This window comes from Variovorax sp. 10N432, assembly GCF_056394465.1.
The window spans coordinates 23,568-47,571 of record NZ_JBFTHX010000043.1 but is presented as its reverse complement, the minus strand read 5'-3'; the positions used below and the strand labels follow the sequence as shown (position 1 = coordinate 47,571).

Sequence of the window (24,004 nt, the reverse complement as noted above, 5' to 3'; positions counted from 1 at the left end):
TGCCAATCATGGCCATGGTGATCAATCCTCATTCCCCCACCGCTTAAAAAAGCAGCAGGGTAGGCTGAACACCCGGGTCAAATTTGAACCGGCACAACCCTCACAGGTGGGTCAATTTTCGGCCGGCGCCAACACAGATGTGTGATGAGCGCTGATATTTGTGATTTCTTCAGCCCATTCTCGATTCCGCGCCGCAGGTGCGCGGGTATCTCGTCCGGCCGATGTAGAACAATCRGGGCGGCAAGTGTGATGAGGCTCCGTTCTCGGGGAGTGAGGCGATCATCAGCCCACACTTTGGAGAAAAGGGGGTCCTCAACAAGCGCGGCAAGTTCCGGCGTGAAGGCTCGCGCAGCCTCGCGCGGCGACTGGATAGGCCTATCGTTGCTCATATGCGTCCAACATTGATGGTGAGTAGGTGGTGTGCCGAATGTCCGAGACGCGATAGGCCAACGAAGAACTCGGCTCCGGGTGGCTCGAGATCCCGATCACGCAATTGCCATTCCGAAAGCCATAGCGTCTGCCATCTTTCGAGAACATGCATCGCGCATGAGCTGAAGCGGGGAGACTCAGCCCAACACTATCGCCTGAGGCAGCGGCACATCGGGTGCCGCCGCCAACTCCTTGGTTCAGGCCGCAATCGCCGTGCTGACTTTGGCGTTGGCCAAAGCTGCACGGGCAATGCTTTCCGCGAACAACGGCGTTTCCCGGCTGTTGTGGTCACCGGAGGCAACTTGGCGATCGTGCGACGCCTGCTCGAAGCTCACCCCACGGCTCGCGATGAAGTTCAAGAAGTCCTCCGTGGGGTGCGACACCACGGAATTGGTGTACTCGGTGCGTCCGTCGCTCAAGCCCTTGGCGCTGAGTTCCCAGATGACCTGCACCCGAGTGCGGCCCGCCGGAGTGAAGACATCGGAGGTGGAGACCATAAGGCAACGTTGCTTCCCGACCACCTCGCCCACGTAGTGCTGGATAACCAGACCCGTGCCGATCTGCTCGACATTGATGGACATCGGTCGCCCATCGTCGGTGCTCGTCGTGCCGCAGGAGATGTGGTCCGGGGGGGCGCAGCGTTGGTACTCGGCTTCAGGCAGGCTGAAGAGCCATTTGCCGATGTCGACCTGCTCGATGGGTACATCGATGATGTGGCTGAAGGCCGATTGGGAGAGGACGAGGTCGGTGCGGATGATGTCGGTCATAAGAACTCCTTGAGAAGAGACAGAAGATTGAGGCGGAGTGCCTCGCGGGGTTGGCCACTTGCGCGGCGTTGTTGCCGGGATCTAATGTCTCGCGCCCGTGTTTCTGCTGGATTCCATCGCTCTCAGCGCAGATTTCAGCTGTAGTCGTTCCGATGCCTTGTTCGAAACACTCACTGACACGTTCGCATGTCTCAAGGCGGGCGCGGGCTGAAAGTTGGGCGATTTGGCAGCCGACGTTCGCGCAAGCACAAACTCGTAAGGAAGCCGAGCTCTCATCAGTCACCAGCACACGGTCATTGACGTCGAGAGCGCCAGCGTGGCCGGCAGCGCCCCAGCCCCCCAATGTCACAACGCTGGGGCTCCCCTGGCAGAAGCTTGATCTTGGAGCTGCACCGGACGGCCATGGGTGCCACGTCCCCCGGCGCCCCGGCAACAGCGCGGCCCAAAGCGCAGCGAATTGGCGGTTGGATGAAGCCCTGCTCCAGGCAAAACAGCGCCGTCTCGATACATGCGAGATATGCGGTCCGCGAACCGCCGCTCTTGGCAAGTGGCATATGCAAATGACATGTGCCGCGATGTGGAAGAGCGCTTTCGAATCGGGCAGCGGCCTGTCGATGGGTCGGCGCCCGACGATGGATTTCGAGAGTCAGGCTCCACCCTTGACATGAACACGCACGTCGAGCCGCTTGGAGCTCGCCGAGGTCACCGGACTGTTTCGCACACCTTCTCGGGCTGCGCGGCGCCCCTGATCACGAGGCTCTCGGATGTGAGCTGCTCGGCGAAGGTCCTCACTGCCGCGCCGGGATTGGCCCAGTTGTGGGACAGTTCAAAGGCTAGGTGCGGCCCCGGGAAGCAAGAGGATTTTGCCGACGCTTTCACCCGATTCCATGCGTCGATGGGCTTGAGCGGCATCCGCGAGGGGGAACGTGCTGTCGATGACTGGCCGAATCGCGCCGGTTGCCAGCGCATCGAGCCAACGCTGCGCAAAGCGCTGCGTCATTGCCTGCTTTACTTCCGGAGGTCGCGACTTCATCACCGTACCGAAGATCTGCAGGTGGCGGTACAGCACTGCATCCAACGGGAACGAGGCCCCTTCGATTCCGCCGAGAAGGCCTACAACCACCATGCGACCGCCCACGGCCAGCGAACGAACGTTGCGCTCCAAATATGGTGCGCCGATAAAGTCGATGACCACGTTGACGCCCTTGCCGTCAGTCTTCTGGTCGATGACAGCCTGGAAGTCCTCGGTGCGGTAGTCGATGACTTCATCCGCCCCAAAACTCTGGACCGCGTCGCGCTTGTCACCGCCCGCTGTGGCGAACACGCGCGCGCCGGCGGCGTGCGCAAGCTGCACGGCGGCCGAGCCGACCCCGCCCGCCGCCGCATGGATCAGAACCGATTCGCCGGGTTGTAGGCGGGCCAGATGAAACAGTGCCTCGTGCGCGGTGACGAAGACCTCGGCCACTGCACCGGCGCCAACCAAATCGAGGCCTTCCGGGACGCGCATGGCCATGCGGTGATCGATGCGCGAGAGTTCGGCGTAGGCGCCGCCGCCTACGATGCCCATCACACGGTCTCCAATGGAATAGCCCTGCACTTGCGATCCCATCTCAACCACAGTTCCGGCGATTTCCAGGCCCATGATGTCCGAATCGCCGAAGTTGGCGCGCCCGTAGGCCCCCCTGCGATGCGACATGTCGGCGCGATTGACGCCGATCGAGGCATTCGCCACCAGAAGGTCGTGGGGCCGGACCTCCGGACGATCGACCTCACGGGTCACGAGCACTTCAGGCCCGCCGAAGTCGTCAAAAACGATAGCTTGCATTATTTTTTCTCTTTCATTCCAGAACGATGTTTAGGCCTTTGACTGCCTCTGCCCAAGTCTTGTCTTGCTGCGCAAGAAACTGCCGAAATTGTTGGGCGCTTCCCGTGTCGGGCTGCATTCCGAGTTGCTCTAGACGTTGGCGCAGCGCGGGGTCGGCGAAGGCCTGCGCGGCCGCCTTGTTGAGCTTTTCCACGATGGCCGGCGGCAGGCCGCGCGGGCCGAAGAAACCAAACCAGCCCTGCACGCCAAAGCCGGGATACCCTGATTCGGCCACGGTAGGCACCTCGGGCAGCACCGATACACGGCTCGGACCGGTGATCGCCAATACCTTGATGCGCTTGTTCGCATGGTAGGTCATGGTGGTGGCCAGTGAGGTTTCGAAAGACAGGTGGATGTGGTTGGCGAGCAGGTCCTGCATGGCGGGTGCGGCACCCTTGTAAGGGACGTGAACCATGTCGACTTTGGTCGCTTTGGCCAGTATCTCGGCAGTCAGGTGTGGGATTGAACCCGGGCCCACGCTCGCGTAGGTGACCTTGCCCGGGTTGGACTTGGCATACTTGACGAACTCTGGAAAGGTATCGAACGGTGCCCCCGGTCCGGCGATCACAGCGCCTGGCGTGTTGACCAAGTTGGTGATCGGTGTGAAGTCGCGCGCGGGGTCGAATGGCAGTTTGCGGCTCAGGTGAGGGCCAATCGACAGGGCGCTGACCGTCAACACGCCCAGGGTGTAGCCGTCTGGAGCCGCCCGTGCGACAGCCTGCGTGCCGATGTTGCCCCCAGCCCCTGCGCGGTTGTCCACCACGACCGGCTGCCCGAGGGTCGTACCGATACGGTGCGCAAGTTCGCGCGCCACCACGTCGGTCACGCCACCCGCCGGGAACGGGACGACCAACGTGATTGGGCGGCTGGGGTAGCTGTCCTGAGCGAATACGTGGCCGCAGAGCGTCCCGACTGAAATGACCAGCGCAGCGCCGATCCGGGCGCCTCGTTTCGTGAGCTTCATGGTTGTGTCTCCAATTCTTTTCCTGCGGCTATGGAATCAGACCTGGCTGATGAACTTCGTGTTGAGGTAGCTCTGGATGCCTTCGGCTCCGCCTTCCGAACCGTGGCCACTGTCCTTGATGCCGCCGAATGGCAACTCGCAGACGATCATCTGCGCGTGATTGATGCCGATCATTCCGGCCTCCAGATCGTTGCCTACACGCAGCGCGGTGCGCGCCGACTCGGTGAAGGCATAGGCCGCCAGCCCGTAGGGCAAGCGATTCGCTTCTGCGAGGGCTTCTTCGATGGTGTCGAACGGGCACACCACGGCCAGCGGACCGAAGGGCTCTTCGTGCATCACCTTCGCATGCGCCGGCACATCCGTGAGGATGGTCGGCTGCCAGAACAGCCCCGGACGATCGATGCGTTGGCCACCGGCGCGCACCGTGGCACCACAGGCGCGGGCGTCAGCCACAAGCGCCGCGATGGCCTCGACACGCCTTTCATTCGATACCGGACCCACTTGCGTTTCGGGATCGAGGCCATCGCCGACTTTCAGGGCTTTCGTCTCGGCGACGAACTTGGCCAGGAAGGACTCGTACACCGGGCGCTGCACAAGGATTCGCGTCGGCGACAGGCAGATCTGCCCCGTGCCGCGGAACTTGTTCGCTGCCAGCAGCCTGGCCGCCCCGTCCAGGTCTGCGTCGGCAAACACCAGCACCGGCGCATGCCCTCCCAGTTCCAGCGTGATGGGCTTGAGGGCCTGGCCGGCCTGGGCCGCAAGCAAACGCCCGACCGGCACCGAACCGGTGAACGAGACCTTGCGGATCACGGGCGATTCGATGAGGTGGCGTGAAATCAGCTCGGGCACGCCGAATACCACGTTCAACACGCCCTTGGGAAGGCCGGCGTCGTCGAGTGCGCGTGCGATGGCCAAGGCGGTCGAAGGACATTCCTCCCCGGGCTTGATGACGACCGAGCACCCTGCCGCCAGCGCGGCCGCTATCTTGCGGCTTGGCGTGATGGCCGGAAAGTTCCAGGGTGCGAACGCCGCCACGGGGCCGATCGGCTCCTTGTGAACGCGCTGGTACACCTCCGGACGCCTCGAAGGCACGGTGCGGCCGTAGACACGCCGACCCTCTTCCGCGAACCACTCGAAGTAGTCCGCGGAGCTCGCCAACTCGTACTGTGCTTCGTGCAAGGCCTTGCCCTGCTCCAGGGTCAGTTGTCTGGCGATGGCGTCGGCGCGTTCGCGCAGCAGGGCAGCCGTACGGCGCAGCACTTTGGCCCGGTCGTACGCAGGGGTGCGGCGCCAGAGCGCGAAGCCACGATCCGCCGCCTGCAGGGCGCGGTCCAGATCGTCCTGGCGCGCATGGGGCACGTGGCCGATGACCTCGCCTGTGGCCGGGTTGAGCACCGCCGATCGATCGCGGCCCGTGCCGTCGATCCACTCGCCGTCGATGAAGAGATACAAATCGTCGTACTGCTCAGACACGTGGTCTCCTTTGCCCTGTATGCTTAAATTGATGAGGTCAGGGGAATCGTAGACACGCGGATGCCAGTTAACAATCCCTTGGCCCGCGAAACATCTTTGCAAGGAGCGCAAATATGAGCCAGGCCCGCACCATGGAAAATCTGGAAGTCTTCGTCGACACGGTGCGTGCCGGCTCCTTTTCCGCCGTGGCGCGGCGCAGGGGCGTGGCGGTGTCTTCGGTGGCTCGGCAGATCGACGCGCTGGAAGAAGAACTGAAGGCATCGCTGTTTACCCGCTCCACCCGCGCCATGCGCCCCACTGACGCGGGCGAGTTGCTCTTTCGCCGCGCGGTCCAGATCCTCAGCGATCTGGCCGATGCGCGCAGCGAGGTCAGTTCGGTCGAGGCCGCAGTCGAGGGTGTTCTTCGCGTGAGTTGCCTGCCCACCTTCGGACGGCGCTACGTGGTTCCCTGCCTTGCCAGGCTGTTTCAGACCCATCCGGGCCTGAGCGTGGAACTGGACCTGACGGAGCGGCTCGCTGACCCGACCACGGAAAGGCTTGACCTGGCCATTCGCTTCGGCAACCTGCCCGACAGCGCCCTCTTCAGCACCCCGCTCGCCGATCAGACCTATGTCGTCTGCGCGGCGCCCGACTACCTGCGACGCCAGGGCCCGCTTCAATCGCTGGACTCCTTGGAGAACCACCGGTTAATCGACAAGCGCCGAAGCCAGAGCCAACTCGGTTGGCGGGAACTTTTGGGAGAGGACCTGTTGCAGCACGGAAGCTGTGCGTTCGAATCGGACGACTACGACGCCCAAAGGCAAGCTGCCGTCGACGGGATCGGCATCGTCCGCCTGCCGGACTGGGTCGTCGGACATGACATCGGCCGCGGGGCGTTGGTGCCTTTGCACCCACAGGGCCTGCCCCCGGCCGAGGTGACGGGCATCCATCTCGTGCGCGCGCTGCCGCGTCCGAGTGCCCGCCTGAAGGCCTTCGCGACCGCCTTGACCGACTTCGTCGGCCGGCCGGCCAGTTGGCAGAGGGCCATGGACAGCAAGACCGTGGATGCGTGAATCCCGCACGGTCAAGCGAGCCAATCTCTTTGCCAATCCCGACCAGCGGCAAGCAGCGCCGCAAGAGCGCACCTGCGCTGTTCGTGACGACGGCGAGCCGCCTACTTCGCGCCGGGCAGATCCGGCGTGCCACCTTGTGGCGCCGGCGTGCGATCGGGGTGGCGTGCTTCGCGCGCAACGAGACGCTTCTGGGCAGAGAATCCAGACTTGTCGTTGCCGATGTAGTCGTTCTCAGCCGTCTTGAGTTCGTCACCGCCGACGGGCTTGACCTTGCCAGCCGCTCTCGCGTCCTTCTTCTCTTCAGCACGAAGTTGAGACTTGCTGTCAAGAATCGGCGAACGAGTGGACGATGCATCGCCGCTGGGTTGAGCATGTGCCGCGCCAATCACAACTGCGAGTGCGAGACCTGTAAGAGTGTAGAAAGCTTTCATTGAGAGACCTCTAGGGATGGTCTGCAAAACTGGCCCGAGCCTTGCATGATTTGATGCCATGATTTCCAAACGCGTAACTCCCCCGAATCAGCTCGGCTTGGGCCTGAACCTGTCGACGAAGAAGACGCGCAAGCGCGAGTTTCTCGACGAGATGGATCGTGTGGTGCCCTGGAGCGCGCTGGTGCAGATCGTCGAACCGCACAGCCCGCGAGCCAAGACCGGCCGGCCGCCTTTTGCGATCGAGACGATGCTGCGCATTCATTATTTGCAGCAGTGGTTCGGGCTGAGCGACCCGGCGATGGAAGAGGCTCTGCACGATGTGCCGTTGTACCGAGAGTTCGCGGGCCTGGCTGACGGTGTGAGCCGCCTACCCGACGAGACCACCATCCTGCGCTTTCGTCATCTGCTGGAGGCCCACGACCTGGCCGTCGACATGCTGCGCGTGGTCAACGACATCCTTCAAGCCAAAGGCCTGTTGCTGCGCACCGGCACCGCTGTGGATGCCACGCTGATCGGTGCGCCCAGTTCGACCAAGAACGCTGAAGGCGAGCGTGACCCCGAGATGCATCAGGCCAAGAAGGGTAACCAGTGGTACTTCGGCATGAAGGCCCACATCGGCGTGGATGCCACGTCGGGGCTGGTGCACACGGTGGTTGGGACGTCGGCCAATGTGAGCGACATCAACGTCGCCGGAGCGCTGCTGCACGGCGAGGAGCACGCGGCCTTCGGCGACTCGGGCTATCAGGGGGTGCATAAGCGAGCGGAAGCTGCAGGGCCAACCTGGCATGTGGCGATGCGCCCGGGCAAGCGCAGGCTGCTCAATCCGTTCATCGAGCCGGAGTTCGTAGCCGAGCGTGTCGAGAAGATGAAGGCCAGCATCCGAGCCAAGGTCGAGCACCCATTCCGGGTGATCAAGCAGCAGTTCGGGTTCACGAAGGTGCGCTATCGCGGCTTGGCGAAGAACACGGCGCAGATCGTCACGCTGTTCGCGCTGTCCAACCTGTGGATGGCGCGGCGAAAGTTGATGGAGGTGAGGGGATGAGTGCGTCCGCAAGGCCCGAAACGGGCTTGCAAGGCGGCCGCGGCAGCTGCCCCACGCAGCAAAACGTTGCTGACCTTGCTCGATCGAGCCATCTGGTTGCGGTGGCACCACCCTATTCATTCAGCCGTGATCGCAGAACGTGTTCTGCAGACTATCCCTAGATGGTAGATTGAGTTGAATCAGTGATGGCGCCGTTCGCTCATCACGTCTTGATTCTCGAAGCGCGTTCCTTCGCGTTCATGTCAGGACAAGCTCTCAAATTACGTATGCAACTCAGAGAGCGATTCCACTTCATCTCAACTGATTGCTCACATTAGTTGCGCAGCATCTCATGCCAATCATTCGCCCCCCGATGACCGCGGGCGCGCAAAATAATTGGTGGAGTTCGACACTCACTGTGCAGTTGGTCCGACCGGACTCTGGCCACTCAGATCGAGCCGGGATCAACGATCGAAGGCGAGTGAAGCGCTGGAGCCCCAAAAACAGGGCCCTCCGGCCTCCGCGAGGTTCACATAGTCTCGACCGTGCCATCCCATCCGCAGTGGCCCACGCGAGACGGTCAAATGGCTGTGCGCCGGAGGAAGGAGCCATTTCGACGGCGCGTTGCGTGGGGGTCAAAAGGCGATTCCCAAGATTGCCTAGCGCGCCGACTCCGGGCGTCAACATTCACCAGCGATGCTTCCAACAGGACAGCGTTCGCGACGATCAAATGCTTGGCTACGGACATGGAACCCGGTTCAGCGATGGCGGGCCTCATCCAAGAAGAGACCCGCAATCAGTCCATCACCAATGACATCAAAAGCTTCAGGTTGAGCACGATGATGACAGCCGCAACGGCCCACGCGGCCAGCTTCACCCACCCCCTGTTTGCGAATTGGCCCATGAGCTTGGCATCGTTCGTAAATGCTACGAGCGGAACGACGGCGAATGGGAGCTGCAGGCTCAGGATGATCTGGCTGAAGATGAGCAGCTTGGTAGTTCCCGCTTCACCATACAGCGATGCAACGATGACGGCCGGAACGATCGCGAGCAAACGGGTGGCAAGACGCCGGGCCCACGGCGCCATCTTGACGTCGATGAATCCCTCCATCACGATTTGACCAGCCAATGTCGCGGTCACGGTCGAATTCTGGCCGGATGCCAACAACGCGGTGGCGAAGAGTACGCTGGCGAACGCGCCACCAAGCATTGGCGACAGCAGGTCGTAGGCTTGTTGGATGTCTGCGACGTCGACTCGACCCTTGGCATGAAACGCGGAGGCAGCAAGTATGAGGATCGCTGCGTTGATGAACATTGCGAAAATCAGCGCAACGGTACTGTCAAGCATCGCGAAGCGAATTGCTTCGCGAATGCTGTCGGCGGTTCGTTGGAAGCGCCGAGTCTGTACCAGCGCTGAATGCAGATAGAGGTTGTGCGGCATCACGGTAGCACCCAGGATACCGATCGCCACGTAGAGCATCGCCGGGTTCGTGACAATCTTTGTCGTCGGCACAAATCCCTTCACCACCGCCGGGAGGTCGGGTCTTGACAACAGTAGCTCGATCGCAAAACACCCTGCGATGACCACCATCAAGGCGACCACGAAGGCCTCTAGTTGCCGCAAGCCGCGCTGATGCAGCATGAGGATCAAAAGTACGTCGAACGCAGTGAGACAGACACCGATAGCAAGGGGAATACCGAACAGCAGTTGCAGCGCAATGGCTGTTCCAATGACTTCGGCAAGATCGCATGCGGCGATGGCAATCTCGCAAAGGATCCACAGAAAGACGCGGGTCGGGGCGCTGTATCGGGAACGGCAAGCTTGTGCAAGATCCAGCCCCGCAACGATTCCCAGCTTCGCAGACAACGATTGCAGCAACATCGCCATCAAGCTCGACAAAAGAATCACCGATAGCAACGTGTATCCGAACGCCGACCCGCCGGCGATGTCTGTAGCCCAGTTGCCTGGATCCATGTAGCCGACAGCGACGAGGTAGCCCGGGCCTACGAACGCGGCCAGCCTTCGCCAAAAGCTGACCGCGCCCCCCGCGACGCTTGCCGGTCGAAACGCCTCCGACAAGCCCGGCGCATTCGCATTGCTCAGGATGGGCGCGTTGGTTTGTACGGCTGGCGATGGATGCATATGGTCCTTGGAGCGGGTTGCGTTCAAGGGTTCGATGCTCGCGGCTGAACGTTGCAGCCATGTTCCGGAACGAGACGCTAGATTTCAGTTGAAACGAAGGCCCTCGCTCAGGCGTGAGAGGTCTATTTGGAGGGTTCGGCCTGCGAGACGCGGTGGCTCGAATTTGAGAGCATGTGGTTGGCAAGGAACAGCACCGGCAACGCCATGCAGATCGCGCGAGCGTGGAAATGATGCGTAGCAAGGCCACCAATTCCTGCCCCGACAGCGAACGATCCGATCGCCTTGCTCAGGACGGCCGCGTGCACCTTTGCGACCGGGTCACGCTTGAACACCGCTCGCGTCACAGCTTCGAGCAGATTGCGCAAGTTTCCAGTCGTCATGGTGGAGTTATAGGCCCACGCACCCAGACTTCCGAAGTATGTCAGTTGCAAGCCGGCCGCGAAGGCCATGCTTGCGGTGCCGAGCGAGAATGGGATCGACGATGAGAAAAGCCCGATTGAAAGCAGGATCGTTGCCTCCAACCCGAGGATCACCATATGGGGGCTGGTGTGCACCGCGAGCACCGGGGGTTTGAGCAGGTCCGCTGTCACGACCGCCATGCAAAAGGCCAGGATGGACGGAAGATGGCGCGTTGCCGCAATCCAGTTTCCTTCAGCTACAGATGCTATGAAGGGCTGGAGGAAAGCGTAAAACAGCGGCTCCAGTTCTCTTTTAAGGAGCATGGAGATGACTACCACTTGGACAGCGCTACGGCGCCAGGAGACGGCCAAGCCCGATGATCTGTACATGAGCTTTGAGCTCGGCGACAAGCAGTGGAAGCTAAGTGTCGGCGACGGTCGCAATACGGTGAGTCGATTCAGCATCGCTGCGGGCGACCAGGTTGCCGTGACCGACTGCATCGTGCGAGCCGGCAAGCGTTTCAAGACGCCCTCGGATGCTCATGTGCACACGTGCTACGAAGCCGGCCGCGACGGCTGGTGGCTGCATCGCTGGCTTAGCGAACTGGGTGTAGACAACATCGTGGTTGATGCCGCGAGTATTGAGGTCAACCGGCGAGCCCGACGCGCCAAGACCGATCGGCTCGATGCCGACAAGCTGCAGACGATGCTGGTGCGCCACCACCGCGGGGAGCGAGTGTGGTCGGTGCTGCGCGAGCCCAGCAAGAGCGACGAGGACGAACGCCGTGAACATCGCGAACTCGAACGGCTGATCCACGAGCGCACCTCGCACACCAATCGAATCGGTTCGCTGCTGGTGCTGCACAACCTGCGCCCACGCGTGCACATCGGCGGCCGCGACTGGTCCACTTGGTGGGCACAGCACGGTGAACAGTTGGGCAGAAAGCTGTGCGCAGAAATCGAGCGCGAACTCGCGCGGCTGCAGCTCGTCAAGGAGCAAGTTCGCCAGATCGAGGCTGCACGCCGCAACGCGCTTCAACAGCGAGAAAAGCCGATGGTCGCGCAGTTGATGAGCCTGCGCGGGATCGGGAGCAGGGAGCCTGGGTGCTCGTGCACGAGATATTTGGCTGGCGTCGGTTCGCCAACCGGCGGGAACTCGCCGGCTGCCTGGGCCTGGCACCCACACCGTATGCCAGTGGCGACAGCCAGGTCGAACAGGGCATCAGCAAGGCTGGCAACCGAAGGGCCCGAACTCTGCTGGTGGAACTGGCGTGGGGCTGGTTGCGCTTGCAGCCAGGCAGTGCGATCGCCCGCTGGTTCAACAAGCGCTTCGCGGGCGAAGGCGCACGCATGCGACGGGTGGGTATCGTGGCCCTGGCAAGGCGTCTGGCCATTGCCCTGTGGCACTTCCTGCAAGACGGCGAGATACCGGCCGGTGCGCAAATGAAGGTCGTCCAAACCTGATGCCCTGGCGCCAAATCACTTGTTGAGCCAGATGAACTTCATGATCGAAGGTCGAAGCGCCCGTGCAATCGCAGGGTCACGTCTCTGTCGTGACCGGTGCTGCAGATGGGGCGCCTCGCAAAGCGGGAACCCGCCAGCGCGTCTGACGCGCATTCAGCATGAGGTGTCGGGTTCATGGACCCGCACGGATAGAAGCTCGTCCGGGCACGGACTCGGACTTCCACCGATTCCCGACCTTCGATCGCTCAGTCTTGACGATCGACCGCCATGAAGGCCTTGACATTCCAGCCCTCATAGAAGCGATTGCCGTCAGGACGATGTTTACGCTTTGCGCTCCGGCGAATACGCCGTCCCATCCCACATAGGAATAGGCGTCGAGGAAGCCACCCATGAACGCCATCAGCAAGCCTGCTTGCAATGCGCTTGTGGGATCGGGGCCGCTTGATTCCGTAGTCATATGAGCACATCGTCTTGAAGGCGCATGTCGGAACTGTTTCAAAACGACGTCATCCGAATTCACCTGCAAGACTCGGTCGCTTTTGAGGCGTAGATGAAGACGGCCGTCTATGGATCACTTGATGGTGATGTCCGCCTGCCGGGCTTGAGCGATGTCACTGCGTCCCGAGCAAGAGGTTGCGGAGCCAATGGTTGACAGATTCACTCGGATCGCGTGCTATTGGCGTCCAGCGTCTTTGCCGGCCCGGTCCGTCGTTTACAAATGTGTCCAGGCCCTGCCGCGGCGGTGTGGCGCGATGCAGCGCAACGCTCCGCTAAATCAGATGGAGCATTGCAGTCTGCAAGTAGCCGCTCTAGCTGCGGCTGAGCGTTCGGGCGAGACTCTCAGCCAACTCCTGCAGGCCGAGCGGCTTGCGCAGCAGCGCGACAACACCCGCGTCGCGCGCACGCTGCTCGAGCGCCGCCCCAACGTTGCCGCTGACCAGGATCACTGGCAGATCCGGACGCACTGCGAGCAGTTTCAGCGTGAGCTCGCTGCCGGCCAGACCTGGAAGCGTCTCGTCGGTGAGTACGGCCTCGAAGCGCTGCGGGTCGGCCAAGAAGGCCTCGAGTGCGCGCTGGCTTGAATCGAAGCCGACCGGCTCGTAGCCCAACTCGGCCAGAAGCTCCTCGGCCAACTCGACCAGCGGGCGCTCGTCGTCCACCACCATTACGACTTGTCCATTGCCCCGCTGCCAGGCCGGTTCGGGGCGCGTCGGCGGCGCCTCGGACTCGCAGCACACCGGCAGCCAAACCGTCACGCACGTCCCGTGCCCGGGCCGGGGCTCGGCCACGGTCGCAATGTCGATGGCGCCCCCCAGGTCGTTGACGATCCCATGCACCATCGACAGCCCCAGCCCCGTGCCCTCGCCCAGCCTTTTGGTGGTGAAGAAGGGATCAAAGGCGCGCTGCAGTACCTCTGGAGACATGCCCGCGCCGGCGTCGGACACCGACAAGCGAACGTAGTCGCCTGGCGCCAGTTCACCGAGCAGCAGCGGCTTGGACGTTGGCGAGGTGATCCGTTCGAGCTCGACCTCGACGGTGCCGGCGTCGCCGAGCGCCTGAGCAGCGTTGGTGCACAGGTTGATCACCACCTGGTGCAGTTGGGTACCGTCGCCCAGAACGGCAGTCGTGCCAGCGCCCAGCCGGGCGTAGATCCGGATTGCATCGGGTAACGTGGGACGCAGCATTGACAGTGCCTCGTCCACCACCGCCTGGACATTCACTGGCACCCGCTCGGCCACGCCGCTCCTGCTGAATTCAAGAATGCGGCGCACCAGCACACGCGCGCGCGCGCCGGCCTGCATCACGCGGTCAATGTAGCGGCCCATGTCGCTGCCCGGCACAGCGTGCTGCTGCGCCATTTCGCCGAAACCGAGGATCGCGCCCAGGATGTTGTTGAAGTCGTGCGCAATGCCGCCGGCCAACGTTCCCAGCGACTCTAGTCGCTGGGCCTTCTGCAGGCGTGCCTGCAGCACCGCCTTCTCGGCCTCGCCGGCTTCCAAGCGCCGCAGTTGGCGCAGCAACCCGGCAATCGCGAGCACTACCAAGGTTGCGAGCAGCATCGTTCGGATGATTGCGCTTTGCATCTCGTCATACCAGGGCTGCAGCGCGTTGTCCTCGTCGCGCGTGATGGTCAGCGTCAGCGGCCGCTTGCCCACGCCCACGGCGGCAACCAGCTTGGCGCGGCCGTCGACCGGGCTCGCGGAGCGGTCAATCAGCGGCGCGCCCTTGAAGCTCGTAAGCTCCGGAAAGCGCTGTCCAACCGGAATGCCGGGGTCTTCCGGTTGGCGCACGACCAGCGTGCCGTCATCGAGTGTGAGCAACAGAGCACTGCCCTCTCCCATTTCGATCGCCGAGTAGGCGGCCTGCAGTTCCTGCAAGGTCACGCTGGCGGTGACTACACCATCGAAGCTGCCGTCGGGCCTGGCGAGCCGCCGAGAAACCACCAAGGCAGGGCGCCTGTCAGTGCGAGTAACCACCGGTTCGTTGATGTAAAGCCCCTCTGCGGAACCCTCACGCTGGCTCTGGAAATACGGCCGGTCTGATACATCGGCGAGCGGCTCGCCGGTGACGCGCGAGCGGTGCCGCTGCATGCCCTCGTGATCGACCAGCGTCAGTACGCTGACCTGAGACACCCCTGAGACCCGTGCTGCGAGCGCGGCCGGGAGCGCGTCTGGCGGCAACGCCTGGCCCACGGCCTCCCACCATTCGCCGGTATCGCGCAGCAGCAGGTCCACGGCTTGCAAGTTGCGCGCGCCCTGCTCGGCGAGGGCCTTGGCCAGGTTGCCGAGCTCGCGCTCGGTCGCGAACATGATTTGCTGGTGCAGTCGCCAGCCATCGTAGATCGCTGAGCCAGCGAAGACCGCCACCAGCACAATGCCCGCTGCGACGATTCGGTGGCGTAGACGCTCGCTCGATGTCATTCGGGGACAGGTTCGGCTATCGGTTTGCGGCGCGCTCCTGTCTCAGGCGACTCCAGCCGACTTCTCCGCTCAGCCAACAGCCGGCGACCGCCCCGGCGCCGTTGAAGCGCGCGCGCACGGCGATGGCAGATGGTCGTCCCATCGATTCACCCTGGCGCACGGTGCAGGTGATCGGCGCGGCAGCCGTGCCGATCGGGATGCGTCCCTCCGCAGCCAAGTAGCCCCAGAGGGCTGCCGCGGCGATGCCCGTTGCGGCATCCTCCGGATATCCGGAAGCCCTGGGAAATTGACGCGCGACGACGACAGGCTGGCCCGCCGCAGTCGCCTTGTCCAACGCATAGGGATACAGTCCCGTGGAGTCGATGGAAACGCACAGCGCTTCCATGGCTGCAAAATCGGGCCGAAGCGCTTGCAACGAAGCCACGTCGGGCATGGGCACCAGGGTCTTGACCCTGCTGGTGCTGGCATTGGTCATCGCTGGAATGCTGTCGCCGTGCAGCCCCAAGACAACGCCAACCCGGCGTGCACTCTCCGCCTGCAACACGGCTGCCTGCACGGATGGCTGGGACACCCACACCCGTTGCTCCACATCGTCCCATTCGGCTTCGACCAACCCGCTCAGGGTCTCAATCCGCGCCACTCGCGATGTCCACAAGCCCCATTGACGCATGGCCCACAGGGTGCCGACGGTCGCGTGGCCGCACATTTCCATCTCGTGCTGCGGCACGAAGAAGCGAAAGCGCCAGTCGGCATCCGCATGCGAGGGCTTGAGGACGAAGGCCGACTCGTGTCCAGTGGCGTGAGCAATCCGCAACATGTCTTGCGAGGACAGCGTCGAAGCATCGACGACCAGTGGCACCGGGTTGCCGCCGCCATCGCCGCCGATGAACACGTCGACCTGCCGCAACTGTCCCGCTGATGGCGGCACTTCGGGTGGAAAGGAGAGGCTGCGCTCAATCAATCTTTGCTCCTACGGCCTTGGCGATGCTGCCCCAGTAGGGAATGTCGGCCGCCACCGCGGCCTGCAGGTCGGCGGGGGTCCCGGGTCGGACATTGATGCCCTTGGCGGCGAAATCGGCCGACACGGCGCGATCCGCCAGAACCTTGTTCAGTGCCTGATTGAAGCGCTGCACCACCGACGTGGGAGTGCCCTTGGGGAAGGCCACGCCGTACCAGAGCGACTGGGTGAAGTTCGAGATGCCCTGCTGCGCGAAGGTCGGCACGCCGGGCAGCAGGGCATTGGGCGCGGTCGTCGCCACGGCGACCAGCTTGCCGCTGCGAATGGAGGGGACCAGGCCCGCCGGGTTGTCGAACACCAACTGCACCTGGCCGCCCATCATGTCGGTGTAGGCGGGAGCCGCGCCTCGGTAGGGAACATGCACTAGCGGCACGCCTGCATAGGCCTTGAACTTCTCGCCCAGGAGATGAGACACGGTGCCCGCGCCCACCGAAGCGAAGCTGTAGCGCTGAGGTTCCTGCTTCAGGGCGGCGATCAGTCCCTTGACATCCGTCACCCGCAGGGAAGGCTGGACCGCCAAGACATACGGAGACGTGGCGACAAATCCAGCGTAGACGAAATCACGCTCGGGGTTGTAAGGCAGATTCGGGTAGACGCTCACACTGACTGCGTGGGTACTGGTGGTGGCCAGCACGGCCGTGTACCCATCGGGTGCGGCCTTGGCAACGTAGGCCGATCCGATGGTTCCACCAGCCCCGGCCCGGTTGTCGATGACGACGGGTTGACCCAGTTCCTTTTGCAGATGAGGCTGGATGCTGCGAATGGCGACATCCGTTCCGCCTCCGGCGGGAAATGGAACCACGATGGTGACGGCCCGACTGGGCCAGCTCTGCGCAATGGCCGCGAATGGAGCAAAACTGGCGGCTGCCAGGGCTGCGGCAGCAACGGCCCGCGCATACTTGCGTGCGAAAGGTGGCGATGAAGTTGACACGGAAGTTCCACGTGACATGACGATCGCTGCATGCTAAGGATCGCCGCTCGTTCGTGCGAACCCAAAAGCGACAGGGCAGCAACCCATTCACGACAGACGGCCTGCCAAGATGACCACGGCGTCAGGCAGGGATGCCGCGCAGCAGGCGATTCAGATGCCCGCTGTGAGTGAAGCCCAGGTGTGGGCTGATGGTGGAGGGTGCCATTCCTTGAGCGATCAGTTCGCGGGCCTTGGCGGCCAACAGAAGCCGGCGTACCGCCACTGGACTGCGGCCGAGTTCAGCGGCGCATGCGCGTTGCAGACGGCGCACGGAAACACCAAGGTCAGCCGCCACCGCGTCCACCGTGGGCATGGGGTTCTCCAATTCAAGCGCGCGGGCATAGCATCTCAGCATGCGCTGAGCCACCGACTCAGCTTGATCGGCGGGCGACGGATTCAACCACTGCCAAGGCTGGCGTGCCGCCAACTGGGCCACGAGCGCCTGAACCAGAGGCTCTGCCCCGGCCGGCGCCAGTGTCGGTGCGGCGAGTGCGTCCAGTATGGCGACCGCTGCCGCATCCAGCCGGAACACGCCGAAGCGACTGCGCCTGCCGAGCAGTTCGGGCCGGAGGTACAACTCGCCGTGGCGTTGGCGAAGCGTCGGCGACCGCGTGCTGTGCGCAGCGGAAACGGGCAACAACAGGGCCGTGTTGCGAACCAGTTGAAGTGCCTGTGGATCGGATTCAGGCTCAGCCATCCAGCGACTGTCGAGCGCTCCGACCTGCGGCCAGAGCAGCATTGCGCAGTCGTGCATGTGCCAATCGAAATGGTAGTTCGGCTGGCTGCTTTGCCGCAGAAAGTAGCCCTGTTCAGCAGTGGCGGCCAACTTCGACGAGAGGGGGATGGGAATGGCCATGACGCTCCTGGTTGACGCCGAGCGAGCAATTTTCGGGCCACCCCGGTCCTTGTCGCTCTCCTTGGAGGCCCCCGACACAGGACAAGCGCCCCCGAAGCCCGCGCCGGAGCTTACACCCTCTGGCCCGCAGCCGATCAAGCTGGCCTGACGCCGCCGCCTCAGCGCGAAGCACTAGTCGCTGTAGGACTCTCCGAGCCTGTCAAGCATGCGCATCAGTGCGGGCCAGTCATGCAACTCGCTGCCGTCCGGCTCCGAGAACTGTCTGGCGACCTTGGCCGCCACCGCATCGCTGCATTCCCGTACCTCAGCGCCGCCGGCCAGCGCCGCGATCTGGGCCTGGCAGGCTCTCTCCAGATAGAACATCAGATCAAAGGCCTCGCGCACCGTCTCGCCCGCGGTCAGCAGGCCGTGGTTGCGCAGGATCATGGCCTTGTTCGACAGGCCAAGGTCGCGCACCAAGCGAGGCTGCTCGTCAGCGTCCAGCGCAACGCCCTCGTACTCGTGGTACGAGAGTGCGCCATGAAAGCGCATCGCGTGCTGGGAGATCATGCGCAAGCCGCGGTCCTGGGCCGCCACACCGATCCCTGCCGCCGTGTGCGTGTGGATCACGCAGTGGAGGTCGGTTCTGGCGCGGTGAATGCAGCTGTGGATCACGAACCCCGCCGGGTTGCAACCCAGGCCGGTGGGGTCCAGCAGGGCACGCCCGTCATGGTCGACCTTCACCAAGTTGGAGGCGCTGATTTCCTCGAACATCAAGCCGTAGGGATTGATGAGGAACTCGCCCGAAGTGTTCGGCACCCGCGCCGAGACATGGGTGTAGATCAGGTCGGTCATGCGGTAGTGTGCGAGCAGGCGATAGCACCCTGCCAGATGCACCCGTTGCGTCCATTCCGCTTCGCTGACGGAGTCCCGCACCTGCGGATAGCTGTAGCGTTTGGTCATGGTCTGAACTGGCTCTGGGCCTCGGCCTGTATCACCGACTTCCCTGCGGCCCCTTGCGCACCGGCTTGGCCGGGGATGGCGGCGACCAACTCGCGCGCGTAGTCACTGGCGGGGCGCAGGAACACGTCTTGCGCCGCGCCGATCTCGACCAACTGGCCGCGCTGCATCACAGCGATGCGGTGGCACAGGCGCGCTGCCACGCGCAGGTCGTGCGTGATGAAGACCATGCTCACGCCCAGCCGTTCACGTATCGACTCCAGCAGGTCCAGGATCTGCGCCTGCACCGAGACGTCGAGCGCGGAGACCGCCTCATCGGCAATCAGGATCTCGGGCTCCATCATCAGCGCACGCGCGATGGACAGGCGCTGGCGCTGGCCACCTGAGAACTCATGCGGGAAGCGGTCGAGCGAACCCGGGTCCATGCTGACTAGCTCCAGCATCTTCAGCGTCCGCGCATGCACCTCGGTCGCGTTCGCGCCGAAGTTCAACGGCCCCTCTGCCAGCGTGAGGCCGATCCTGCGGCGCGGGTTGAACGAGCGGAACGGGTCCTGGAACACCATCTGCACCCGCTTGCAGTAGCTGCGCGCATCGGCTCCGGTCAATCCGGTGACCGGAGCGCCCTCGATAAGGATTTCGCCCGACGTGGGCACGGCGAAGCGCGCGAGGCAGCGGCCCAGCGTGGTCTTGCCCGAACCCGATTCGCCGACGATGCCCAGTGTCTCGCCGCGCTCCAGTTGCAATGAGACCCCGGCGAGCGCATCGACACGGCGGCGTTTGGATTTGAAGATTGATTTGGTTTCGAAGCGCATGCTGAGATCGCGCACCTCGAGCGCCGGGGCCGCAGCAGTCTCTAGCGCAACGGCACGGAAGTCGCCGCGCGGACGCGCGTCGAGCAACTGCCGTGTGTAGGGGTGTTGGGGATCGTTCAGCACGTCGGAGGCCGTGCCCTGCTCGACGATGCGCCCCGACCGCATGACCACCACGCGGTCCGCGATCTCGGCAACGACGTCGAAGTCGTGCGTGATGAACAGCACGCCGTTGTCATGACGCCCACGCAACTCGTTGAGCAGGCGCAGCACCTGGGCCTGCGAGGTCACGTCCAGCGCCGTGGTGGGCTCGTCGGCGATGATTAGACCGGGCTCCATGGCCAGGGCCATGGCGATCATCACGCGCTGGCGCTGGCCGCCGGACAGCTGGTGCGGGTACGCATGCTGGATCGTCTCCGGGTTGGGCAGCCGCACGTCGCCCAGCAAAGCCAGAACGCGCTGACGCACGGCTTCTCGGTCCAGCGTCTTGGCATGGAACTCAAAGACCTCGGCGATCTGGTCGCCCACGCGCATCAGCGGGTTGAGCGCGGTCATCGGCTCCTGGAAGATCATCGCCATGCGGTCGCCGCGCAGCTTCTGCAGCGTGTCGAGGCCCGCATGGGTGATGTCGCGCCCGGCCAACAGGATCCGGCCGCTTTCGAGCGTCAGGACTCCCTTGGGCAGCAGCCCCATGATGGCGCTCGACGTCACCGACTTGCCGGATCCGGATTCGCCCACGATGCAGACGATCTCGCGGGCCGCAACCGTGAGTGAGACATCATCGACGGCATAGCGGCGGTCGCCGCCGTCGGGCAGGCGTACCTTCAGATGGCGGATGTCGAGGATCGGGCCGGCCAAGGCCGCAGTGGTGGATGGAGGGCGGGTGGTCGTGTTCATGGCTTCAGCCCTTGTTCTTGCTTGCGAAGCGGGGATCGAGCCGGTCGCGCAATGCGTCTCCGAACATGTTGACGGCGAGAATCAGCAGCGCGAGGAAGACGCCTGGGTACAGCACGATCCAGGGGGCACGTTGGAAGAACGGCCGCCCCTCCGCGATGATGGTTCCCAGGCTCGGAATCTCGGGCGGGAAGCCCAGGCCCAGGAAGCCGAGCACGGCCTCAGTCAGGATGGCCGCCGCGCAGACAAAGGTGGCTTGCACCACCAGCGGGTTGATGGTGCTCGGCATGATGTGGCGCCAAAGCACTTTCAGTGTCGGCGTGCCGGAACCGAGGGAGGCTTCCACATAGGGCGCCTCGCGCACGGACAGCACCACCCCGCGCACCAGGCGAGCGATGCGGGGAATCTCCGGAATCGCGATGGCCATCACCATCGTGACGATGTTGGCACCGCCGAGCGAGACCATGGCCACGGCCAGCAGCAGACCAGGAACGGCCATGACCCCATCCATCACGCGCATGACCGGGGCGTCCAGCTTGCGGAAGTAGCCCGCGGCCAGGCCGATGACTAAACCCACGAGCACCGAGATCACGCTGACGAGTGCCGCCAGCGTGATCGACAAACGCCCGCCGTAGAGCACCCGAGACAGCAGGTCGCGGCCCAGCGAGTCCGTACCCAGCCAATAGACCGAAGACGATGGCTGGAGCCGCGCGCGCGGCGTGAGCGCAGCCGGGTCGTGCTGGGCCACCAGCGGTGCGCCGACCGAGATGGCGACCAGCACCAGCAGCAGCACCAGGGAGCTCAGCATGACGGGATCCTTGACCATGGCGCTGGCGCCTTGGCGGAGCCGCGAGGGTGGCGCGGCCAGCGAGAGGGAGGAGGCGGTGGACGATGACATGGAGTGGCTCCGGGGCGTTCGCGGCTCAGTAACGGATCCGCGGATCGAGGATGACGTAGGTCATGTCGATCAACAGGTTGACCAGGACATAGATGAACGAGAAGAACAGGATCGTGCCTTGCACGACGGGATAGTCGCGCGCGAGCACGGCATCGACGATCAGGCGGCCGACGCCGGCAATGTTGAAGATGGTTTCGGTCACCACCACACCGCTGATCAGCGCGGTGAGCGCCACACCCACGATGGTGACGATCGGGATGGCCGCATTGCGCAATGCGTGGCGGAATAGCACGTAGCGCTCCGTCACGCCCTTGGCGCGTGCGGTGCGCACGAAGTCCTCACCGAGCACGTCGAGCAGGCTGGCACGCGTGATTCGCGTGATCAGTGCCACGAAGACCATGGACAGCGTCAACATGGGCAGAAGCATGTGCGAGACATGCGCGACCAGGCCGTCCGCCAGCGGCGCGTAGCCCTGCACCGGCAACCAGTTCAGCTTGACCGAGAACACCAGGATGAGCACATAGCCGACCACGAACACCGGCACGGAGAACCCGAGCACCGCGACCGCCATGATGCCGCGGTCAGCAACGCTGCGGTGACGCCAGGCGGCAAGAACCCCGAGCGGAATGGCCAGGGCGATGGTCAATCCGATGGCCCAGGCGGCCAACGCGAACGTGGGCCCCAGCCGCGTCTTGATCAGCGCGGTCACCGGCAACTTCGACTGGATAGAGTGGCCGAGATCCCCCTGGGCGAGCGCGCCCATCCATCGCAGGTACTGCGTGGCAATGGACTGGTCGAGCCCCATCTCTGCGCGGATCTGGGCGATCGATTCCTCGCTCGCCATGTCACCGGCGATGACGCGAGCGGGGTCGCCCGGCGCCAGCCGCAACAGCAGGAAGACGACCGTGGCCACGATGAGCATCACTGGGATGGCGGCCAGCAAGCGTTTGAGTACAAGTTCGAGCATGCGTTTTCTCGCCCTGGTAGGTTGATCGCGGCCTTCGCTCTTACTTCTTGGCGGACCAGAACAGGGGAATCAGCGCGTCGGTCATGCCTTCCAGCTTGGCCGGGTTGTAGGCCTTGAACTTGGAGTAGCTCCCCAGCGGAACGAAGAGGACCTGCTCATAGTTCAGCTTCTGGATCGCGACGGCGATCTGCTTCTTCTTGGCGACGTCGCTCTCCTCAGCGAACTGGCCGCGCAGTTTCTCCATCTCGTCGCTCTTGGCCCAGCCGACATAGCCGGTCTCTCCGCGTCCGTCCAGGTTCGGATTGGTCAGGGGGCTCATCAGATCGAGGCTGGCGAAGCCGGTCTGGAAGATGCTCCAGCCCCCTTGCGCAACGGGATCCTTCTTGGAGTAGCGCGACAGCAGCGTGGCCCAGTCCATCGACTGGATCTCCACATTCATGCCGATCTCCTTCAAGGCCTGCGCTGTGACCGACGCCAGGCTCCCCAAGGTAGCCAGGTCCGTCGGGTGCAGGATCACGACCTTGGCGCCGTCGTAGCCACTTTCCTTCAGCAGCGCCTTGGCGCGTGCAAGATCAGGCTTCTTCGTCTGAGTGGCCCCCTCCTCTGACGCATACGGAGACGCACAGGACAGCACGGCCCCACACAGCTGGTACAGCTTGGCATCGCCGATCTGCGCGTCGAGGTAGTCTGTCTGGTAGAGCGCAGCCAGCGCGGCGCGGCGCACCTTCACGTTGTTGAACGGCGGCTGGAGCCAGTTCATGCGCATCGTGAACATGTTGGTGCTCTTGCCGTACGCCTTGAGCGCAACACCCTTGGCACCTTCGAGCTGCGGCATGAGATCCGGTGGCACGTCCTCGACGAAGTCCACCTCGCCGTTGCGCAGGGCGTTGATCGCTGTCTGGGAATCGGGGATGTTGATCAGCTCGATGCGGTCGGCAATGGCGACCTTGCCGCCCGCAAAGGCACTGGACGGCTCGGCGCGCGGAACGTAGTCGGCGAACTTCACATAGGAGGCCTTCACGCCGGGCTGAAAGTTGGCAGCGACAAAGCGGTAGGGCCCCGACCCGACCACCTCGGTGATGGCCTGCGAGACCGGGGTCGAGGCGATGCGCTTGGGCATGATGAACGGCGCTGGCAGGTTCGGCTTGGCCAAGGCCTCGAACAGCAGTCCGAATGGCTGCTTGAGCTGGATCACCACGGTGGAGGCATCCGGACTCTCCATCTTCGCGGTGACCGCCATCAGGCGCTGGCCCACGGCATCCCGGTCGGACCAGCGCTTGAGCGAGGCCACGACGTCCTCGCCGGTCACGGGCGAGCCATCGTGGAACTTCAGGCCCTTGCGCAGAGTCAGCGTGTAGCTGAGCTTGTCTTGCGATTCCTTCCAGCTCTCCACCATGGCGGGCTGAGGCTTGCCTGCGGCATCCAGGGCAAACAGGGTTTCGTAGACCATGTACGCGTGGTTGCGCGTGATGTAGGCATTGGTGAAGACGGGATCGAGCACACGCAATGGCGCCTGGAGGACGATCCGGGCCGTCGTCTGGGCGTGCGCGCTCGCCAACGGCGTCAGCGCACCTGCGGCGAAAGCGGCGGCCAGCAGTGTCGGGGCCAGCACGGCCGGCACGAGGCTTGCGGGCGCAGCCATGCTGGCAAGCTTGATCATCAGGTTGTTCATACCGGTTCCTTCAGGTTGAAAAGTCGGGATACAGCTGCACGGGATCACGCTCGC

20 protein-coding genes and 1 pseudogene are annotated in these 24,004 nt (G+C 63.7%); 3 read left to right on the top strand and 18 right to left on the bottom strand.

Annotated features, from left to right (window positions below; all coding sequences use genetic code 11):
* Nucleotides 1–77: 77 nt before the first annotated feature.
* The 5 genes from AC1DF3_RS31275 to AC1DF3_RS31255 form a co-directional block, all read right to left on the bottom strand.
* Nucleotides 78–389 (bottom strand): carboxymuconolactone decarboxylase family protein, encoded by a 312-nt coding sequence (locus tag AC1DF3_RS31275; RefSeq protein ID WP_478141964.1) that lies wholly within the window; start codon nt 387–389, stop codon nt 78–80.
* 237 nt (nt 390–626) lie between these two features.
* Nucleotides 627–1,196 (bottom strand): hypothetical protein, encoded by a 570-nt coding sequence (locus AC1DF3_RS31270; protein WP_478141963.1) that lies wholly within the window; start codon nt 1,194–1,196, stop codon nt 627–629.
* Between the two features lie 826 nt (nt 1,197–2,022).
* Nucleotides 2,023–3,021 (bottom strand): NAD(P)H-quinone oxidoreductase, encoded by a 999-nt coding sequence (locus AC1DF3_RS31265; protein ID WP_478141962.1) that lies wholly within the window; start codon nt 3,019–3,021, stop codon nt 2,023–2,025.
* Between the two features lie 13 nt (nt 3,022–3,034).
* Nucleotides 3,035–4,024 carry a Bug family tripartite tricarboxylate transporter substrate binding protein gene (locus AC1DF3_RS31260; RefSeq protein ID WP_478141961.1) on the bottom strand — a complete coding sequence of 330 codons (990 nt, stop codon included), beginning with the start codon at nt 4,022–4,024 and terminating at the stop codon, nt 3,035–3,037.
* Between the two features lie 36 nt (nt 4,025–4,060).
* Nucleotides 4,061–5,497 carry an NAD-dependent succinate-semialdehyde dehydrogenase gene (locus tag AC1DF3_RS31255; protein ID WP_478141969.1) on the bottom strand — a complete coding sequence of 479 codons (1,437 nt, stop codon included), beginning with the start codon at nt 5,495–5,497 and terminating at the stop codon, nt 4,061–4,063.
* A 113-nt stretch (nt 5,498–5,610) separates the two neighbouring features.
* Between AC1DF3_RS31255 and AC1DF3_RS31250 the strand changes: the two genes are divergently transcribed.
* Nucleotides 5,611–6,549, top strand: coding sequence for a LysR family transcriptional regulator (locus AC1DF3_RS31250; RefSeq protein WP_478141960.1), 939 nt, complete (start codon nt 5,611–5,613; stop codon nt 6,547–6,549).
* A 101-nt stretch (nt 6,550–6,650) separates the two neighbouring features.
* On the opposite strand, the gene AC1DF3_RS31245 is transcribed toward AC1DF3_RS31250, so the two are convergent.
* Entirely contained in the window at nt 6,651–6,980 is a 330-nt protein-coding gene (locus tag AC1DF3_RS31245) for a hypothetical protein (RefSeq protein ID WP_478141959.1), read from the bottom strand.
* A gap of 58 nt (nt 6,981–7,038) precedes the next feature.
* On the opposite strand from AC1DF3_RS31245, the gene AC1DF3_RS31240 reads away from it, so the two are divergent.
* Nucleotides 7,039–8,022, top strand: coding sequence for an IS5 family transposase (locus AC1DF3_RS31240; RefSeq protein ID WP_478141958.1), 984 nt, complete (start codon nt 7,039–7,041; stop codon nt 8,020–8,022).
* A gap of 775 nt (nt 8,023–8,797) precedes the next feature.
* Here the strand turns inward: AC1DF3_RS31240 and AC1DF3_RS31235 are convergent.
* Together AC1DF3_RS31235 and AC1DF3_RS31230 are read right to left on the bottom strand one after the other, a co-directional pair.
* Nucleotides 8,798–10,144 carry an Nramp family divalent metal transporter gene (locus tag AC1DF3_RS31235; RefSeq protein ID WP_478141968.1) on the bottom strand — a complete coding sequence of 449 codons (1,347 nt, stop codon included), beginning with the start codon at nt 10,142–10,144 and terminating at the stop codon, nt 8,798–8,800.
* A 122-nt stretch (nt 10,145–10,266) separates the two neighbouring features.
* Nucleotides 10,267–10,881, bottom strand: a complete 615-nt coding sequence (locus AC1DF3_RS31230; protein ID WP_478141957.1) for a YoaK family protein — start codon at nt 10,879–10,881, stop codon at nt 10,267–10,269.
* On the opposite strand from AC1DF3_RS31230, the pseudogene AC1DF3_RS31225 reads away from it, so the two are divergent.
* Nucleotides 10,871–12,006, top strand: a pseudogene (locus AC1DF3_RS31225) (IS110 family RNA-guided transposase). The gene AC1DF3_RS31230 and the pseudogene AC1DF3_RS31225 sit on opposite strands and share 11 nt — an antisense overlap.
* 172 nt (nt 12,007–12,178) lie before the next feature.
* On the opposite strand, the gene AC1DF3_RS31220 reads toward AC1DF3_RS31225, so the two are convergent.
* The 10 genes from AC1DF3_RS31220 to AC1DF3_RS31175 all read right to left on the bottom strand — a co-directional run bounded on the left by AC1DF3_RS31220 (nt 12,179) and on the right by AC1DF3_RS31175 (nt 23,950).
* A complete protein-coding gene (locus AC1DF3_RS31220; RefSeq protein WP_478141967.1) occupies nt 12,179–12,406 on the bottom strand; it encodes a DUF1275 family protein in 228 nt (75 codons plus the stop codon).
* A gap of 409 nt (nt 12,407–12,815) precedes the next feature.
* Nucleotides 12,816–14,927, bottom strand: coding sequence for an ATP-binding protein (locus tag AC1DF3_RS31215; protein ID WP_478141956.1), 2,112 nt, complete (start codon nt 14,925–14,927; stop codon nt 12,816–12,818).
* A 16-nt stretch (nt 14,928–14,943) separates the two neighbouring features.
* Complete coding sequence (locus AC1DF3_RS31210) at nt 14,944–15,888, bottom strand: PhzF family phenazine biosynthesis protein (RefSeq protein WP_478141955.1); 945 nt, start codon at nt 15,886–15,888, stop codon at nt 14,944–14,946.
* Entirely contained in the window at nt 15,881–16,894 is a 1,014-nt protein-coding gene (locus AC1DF3_RS31205) for a Bug family tripartite tricarboxylate transporter substrate binding protein (RefSeq protein WP_478141954.1), read from the bottom strand. The genes AC1DF3_RS31210 and AC1DF3_RS31205 overlap by 8 nt, the downstream gene beginning before the upstream one ends.
* A gap of 103 nt (nt 16,895–16,997) precedes the next feature.
* Nucleotides 16,998–17,771 carry a helix-turn-helix transcriptional regulator gene (locus AC1DF3_RS31200; protein WP_478141953.1) on the bottom strand — a complete coding sequence of 258 codons (774 nt, stop codon included), beginning with the start codon at nt 17,769–17,771 and terminating at the stop codon, nt 16,998–17,000.
* 171 nt (nt 17,772–17,942) lie between these two features.
* Complete coding sequence (locus tag AC1DF3_RS31195) at nt 17,943–18,713, bottom strand: class II aldolase/adducin family protein (RefSeq protein WP_478141952.1); 771 nt, start codon at nt 18,711–18,713, stop codon at nt 17,943–17,945.
* Nucleotides 18,710–20,416, bottom strand: coding sequence for an ABC transporter ATP-binding protein (locus tag AC1DF3_RS31190; RefSeq protein WP_478141951.1), 1,707 nt, complete (start codon nt 20,414–20,416; stop codon nt 18,710–18,712). Before AC1DF3_RS31190 ends, AC1DF3_RS31195 begins: the two co-directional genes overlap by 4 nt.
* A gap of 4 nt (nt 20,417–20,420) precedes the next feature.
* The gene (locus AC1DF3_RS31185) at nt 20,421–21,311 is read right to left on the bottom strand and encodes an ABC transporter permease (protein ID WP_478141950.1); all 891 of its coding nucleotides are present in this window, start codon (nt 21,309–21,311) and stop codon (nt 20,421–20,423) included.
* Nucleotides 21,312–21,336: 25 nt separating this feature from the next.
* Nucleotides 21,337–22,278 carry an ABC transporter permease gene (locus AC1DF3_RS31180; RefSeq protein WP_478141949.1) on the bottom strand — a complete coding sequence of 314 codons (942 nt, stop codon included), beginning with the start codon at nt 22,276–22,278 and terminating at the stop codon, nt 21,337–21,339.
* 40 nt (nt 22,279–22,318) lie between these two features.
* Nucleotides 22,319–23,950, bottom strand: coding sequence for an ABC transporter substrate-binding protein (locus AC1DF3_RS31175; protein ID WP_478141948.1), 1,632 nt, complete (start codon nt 23,948–23,950; stop codon nt 22,319–22,321).
* Between the last annotated feature and the right edge of the window lie 54 nt (nt 23,951–24,004).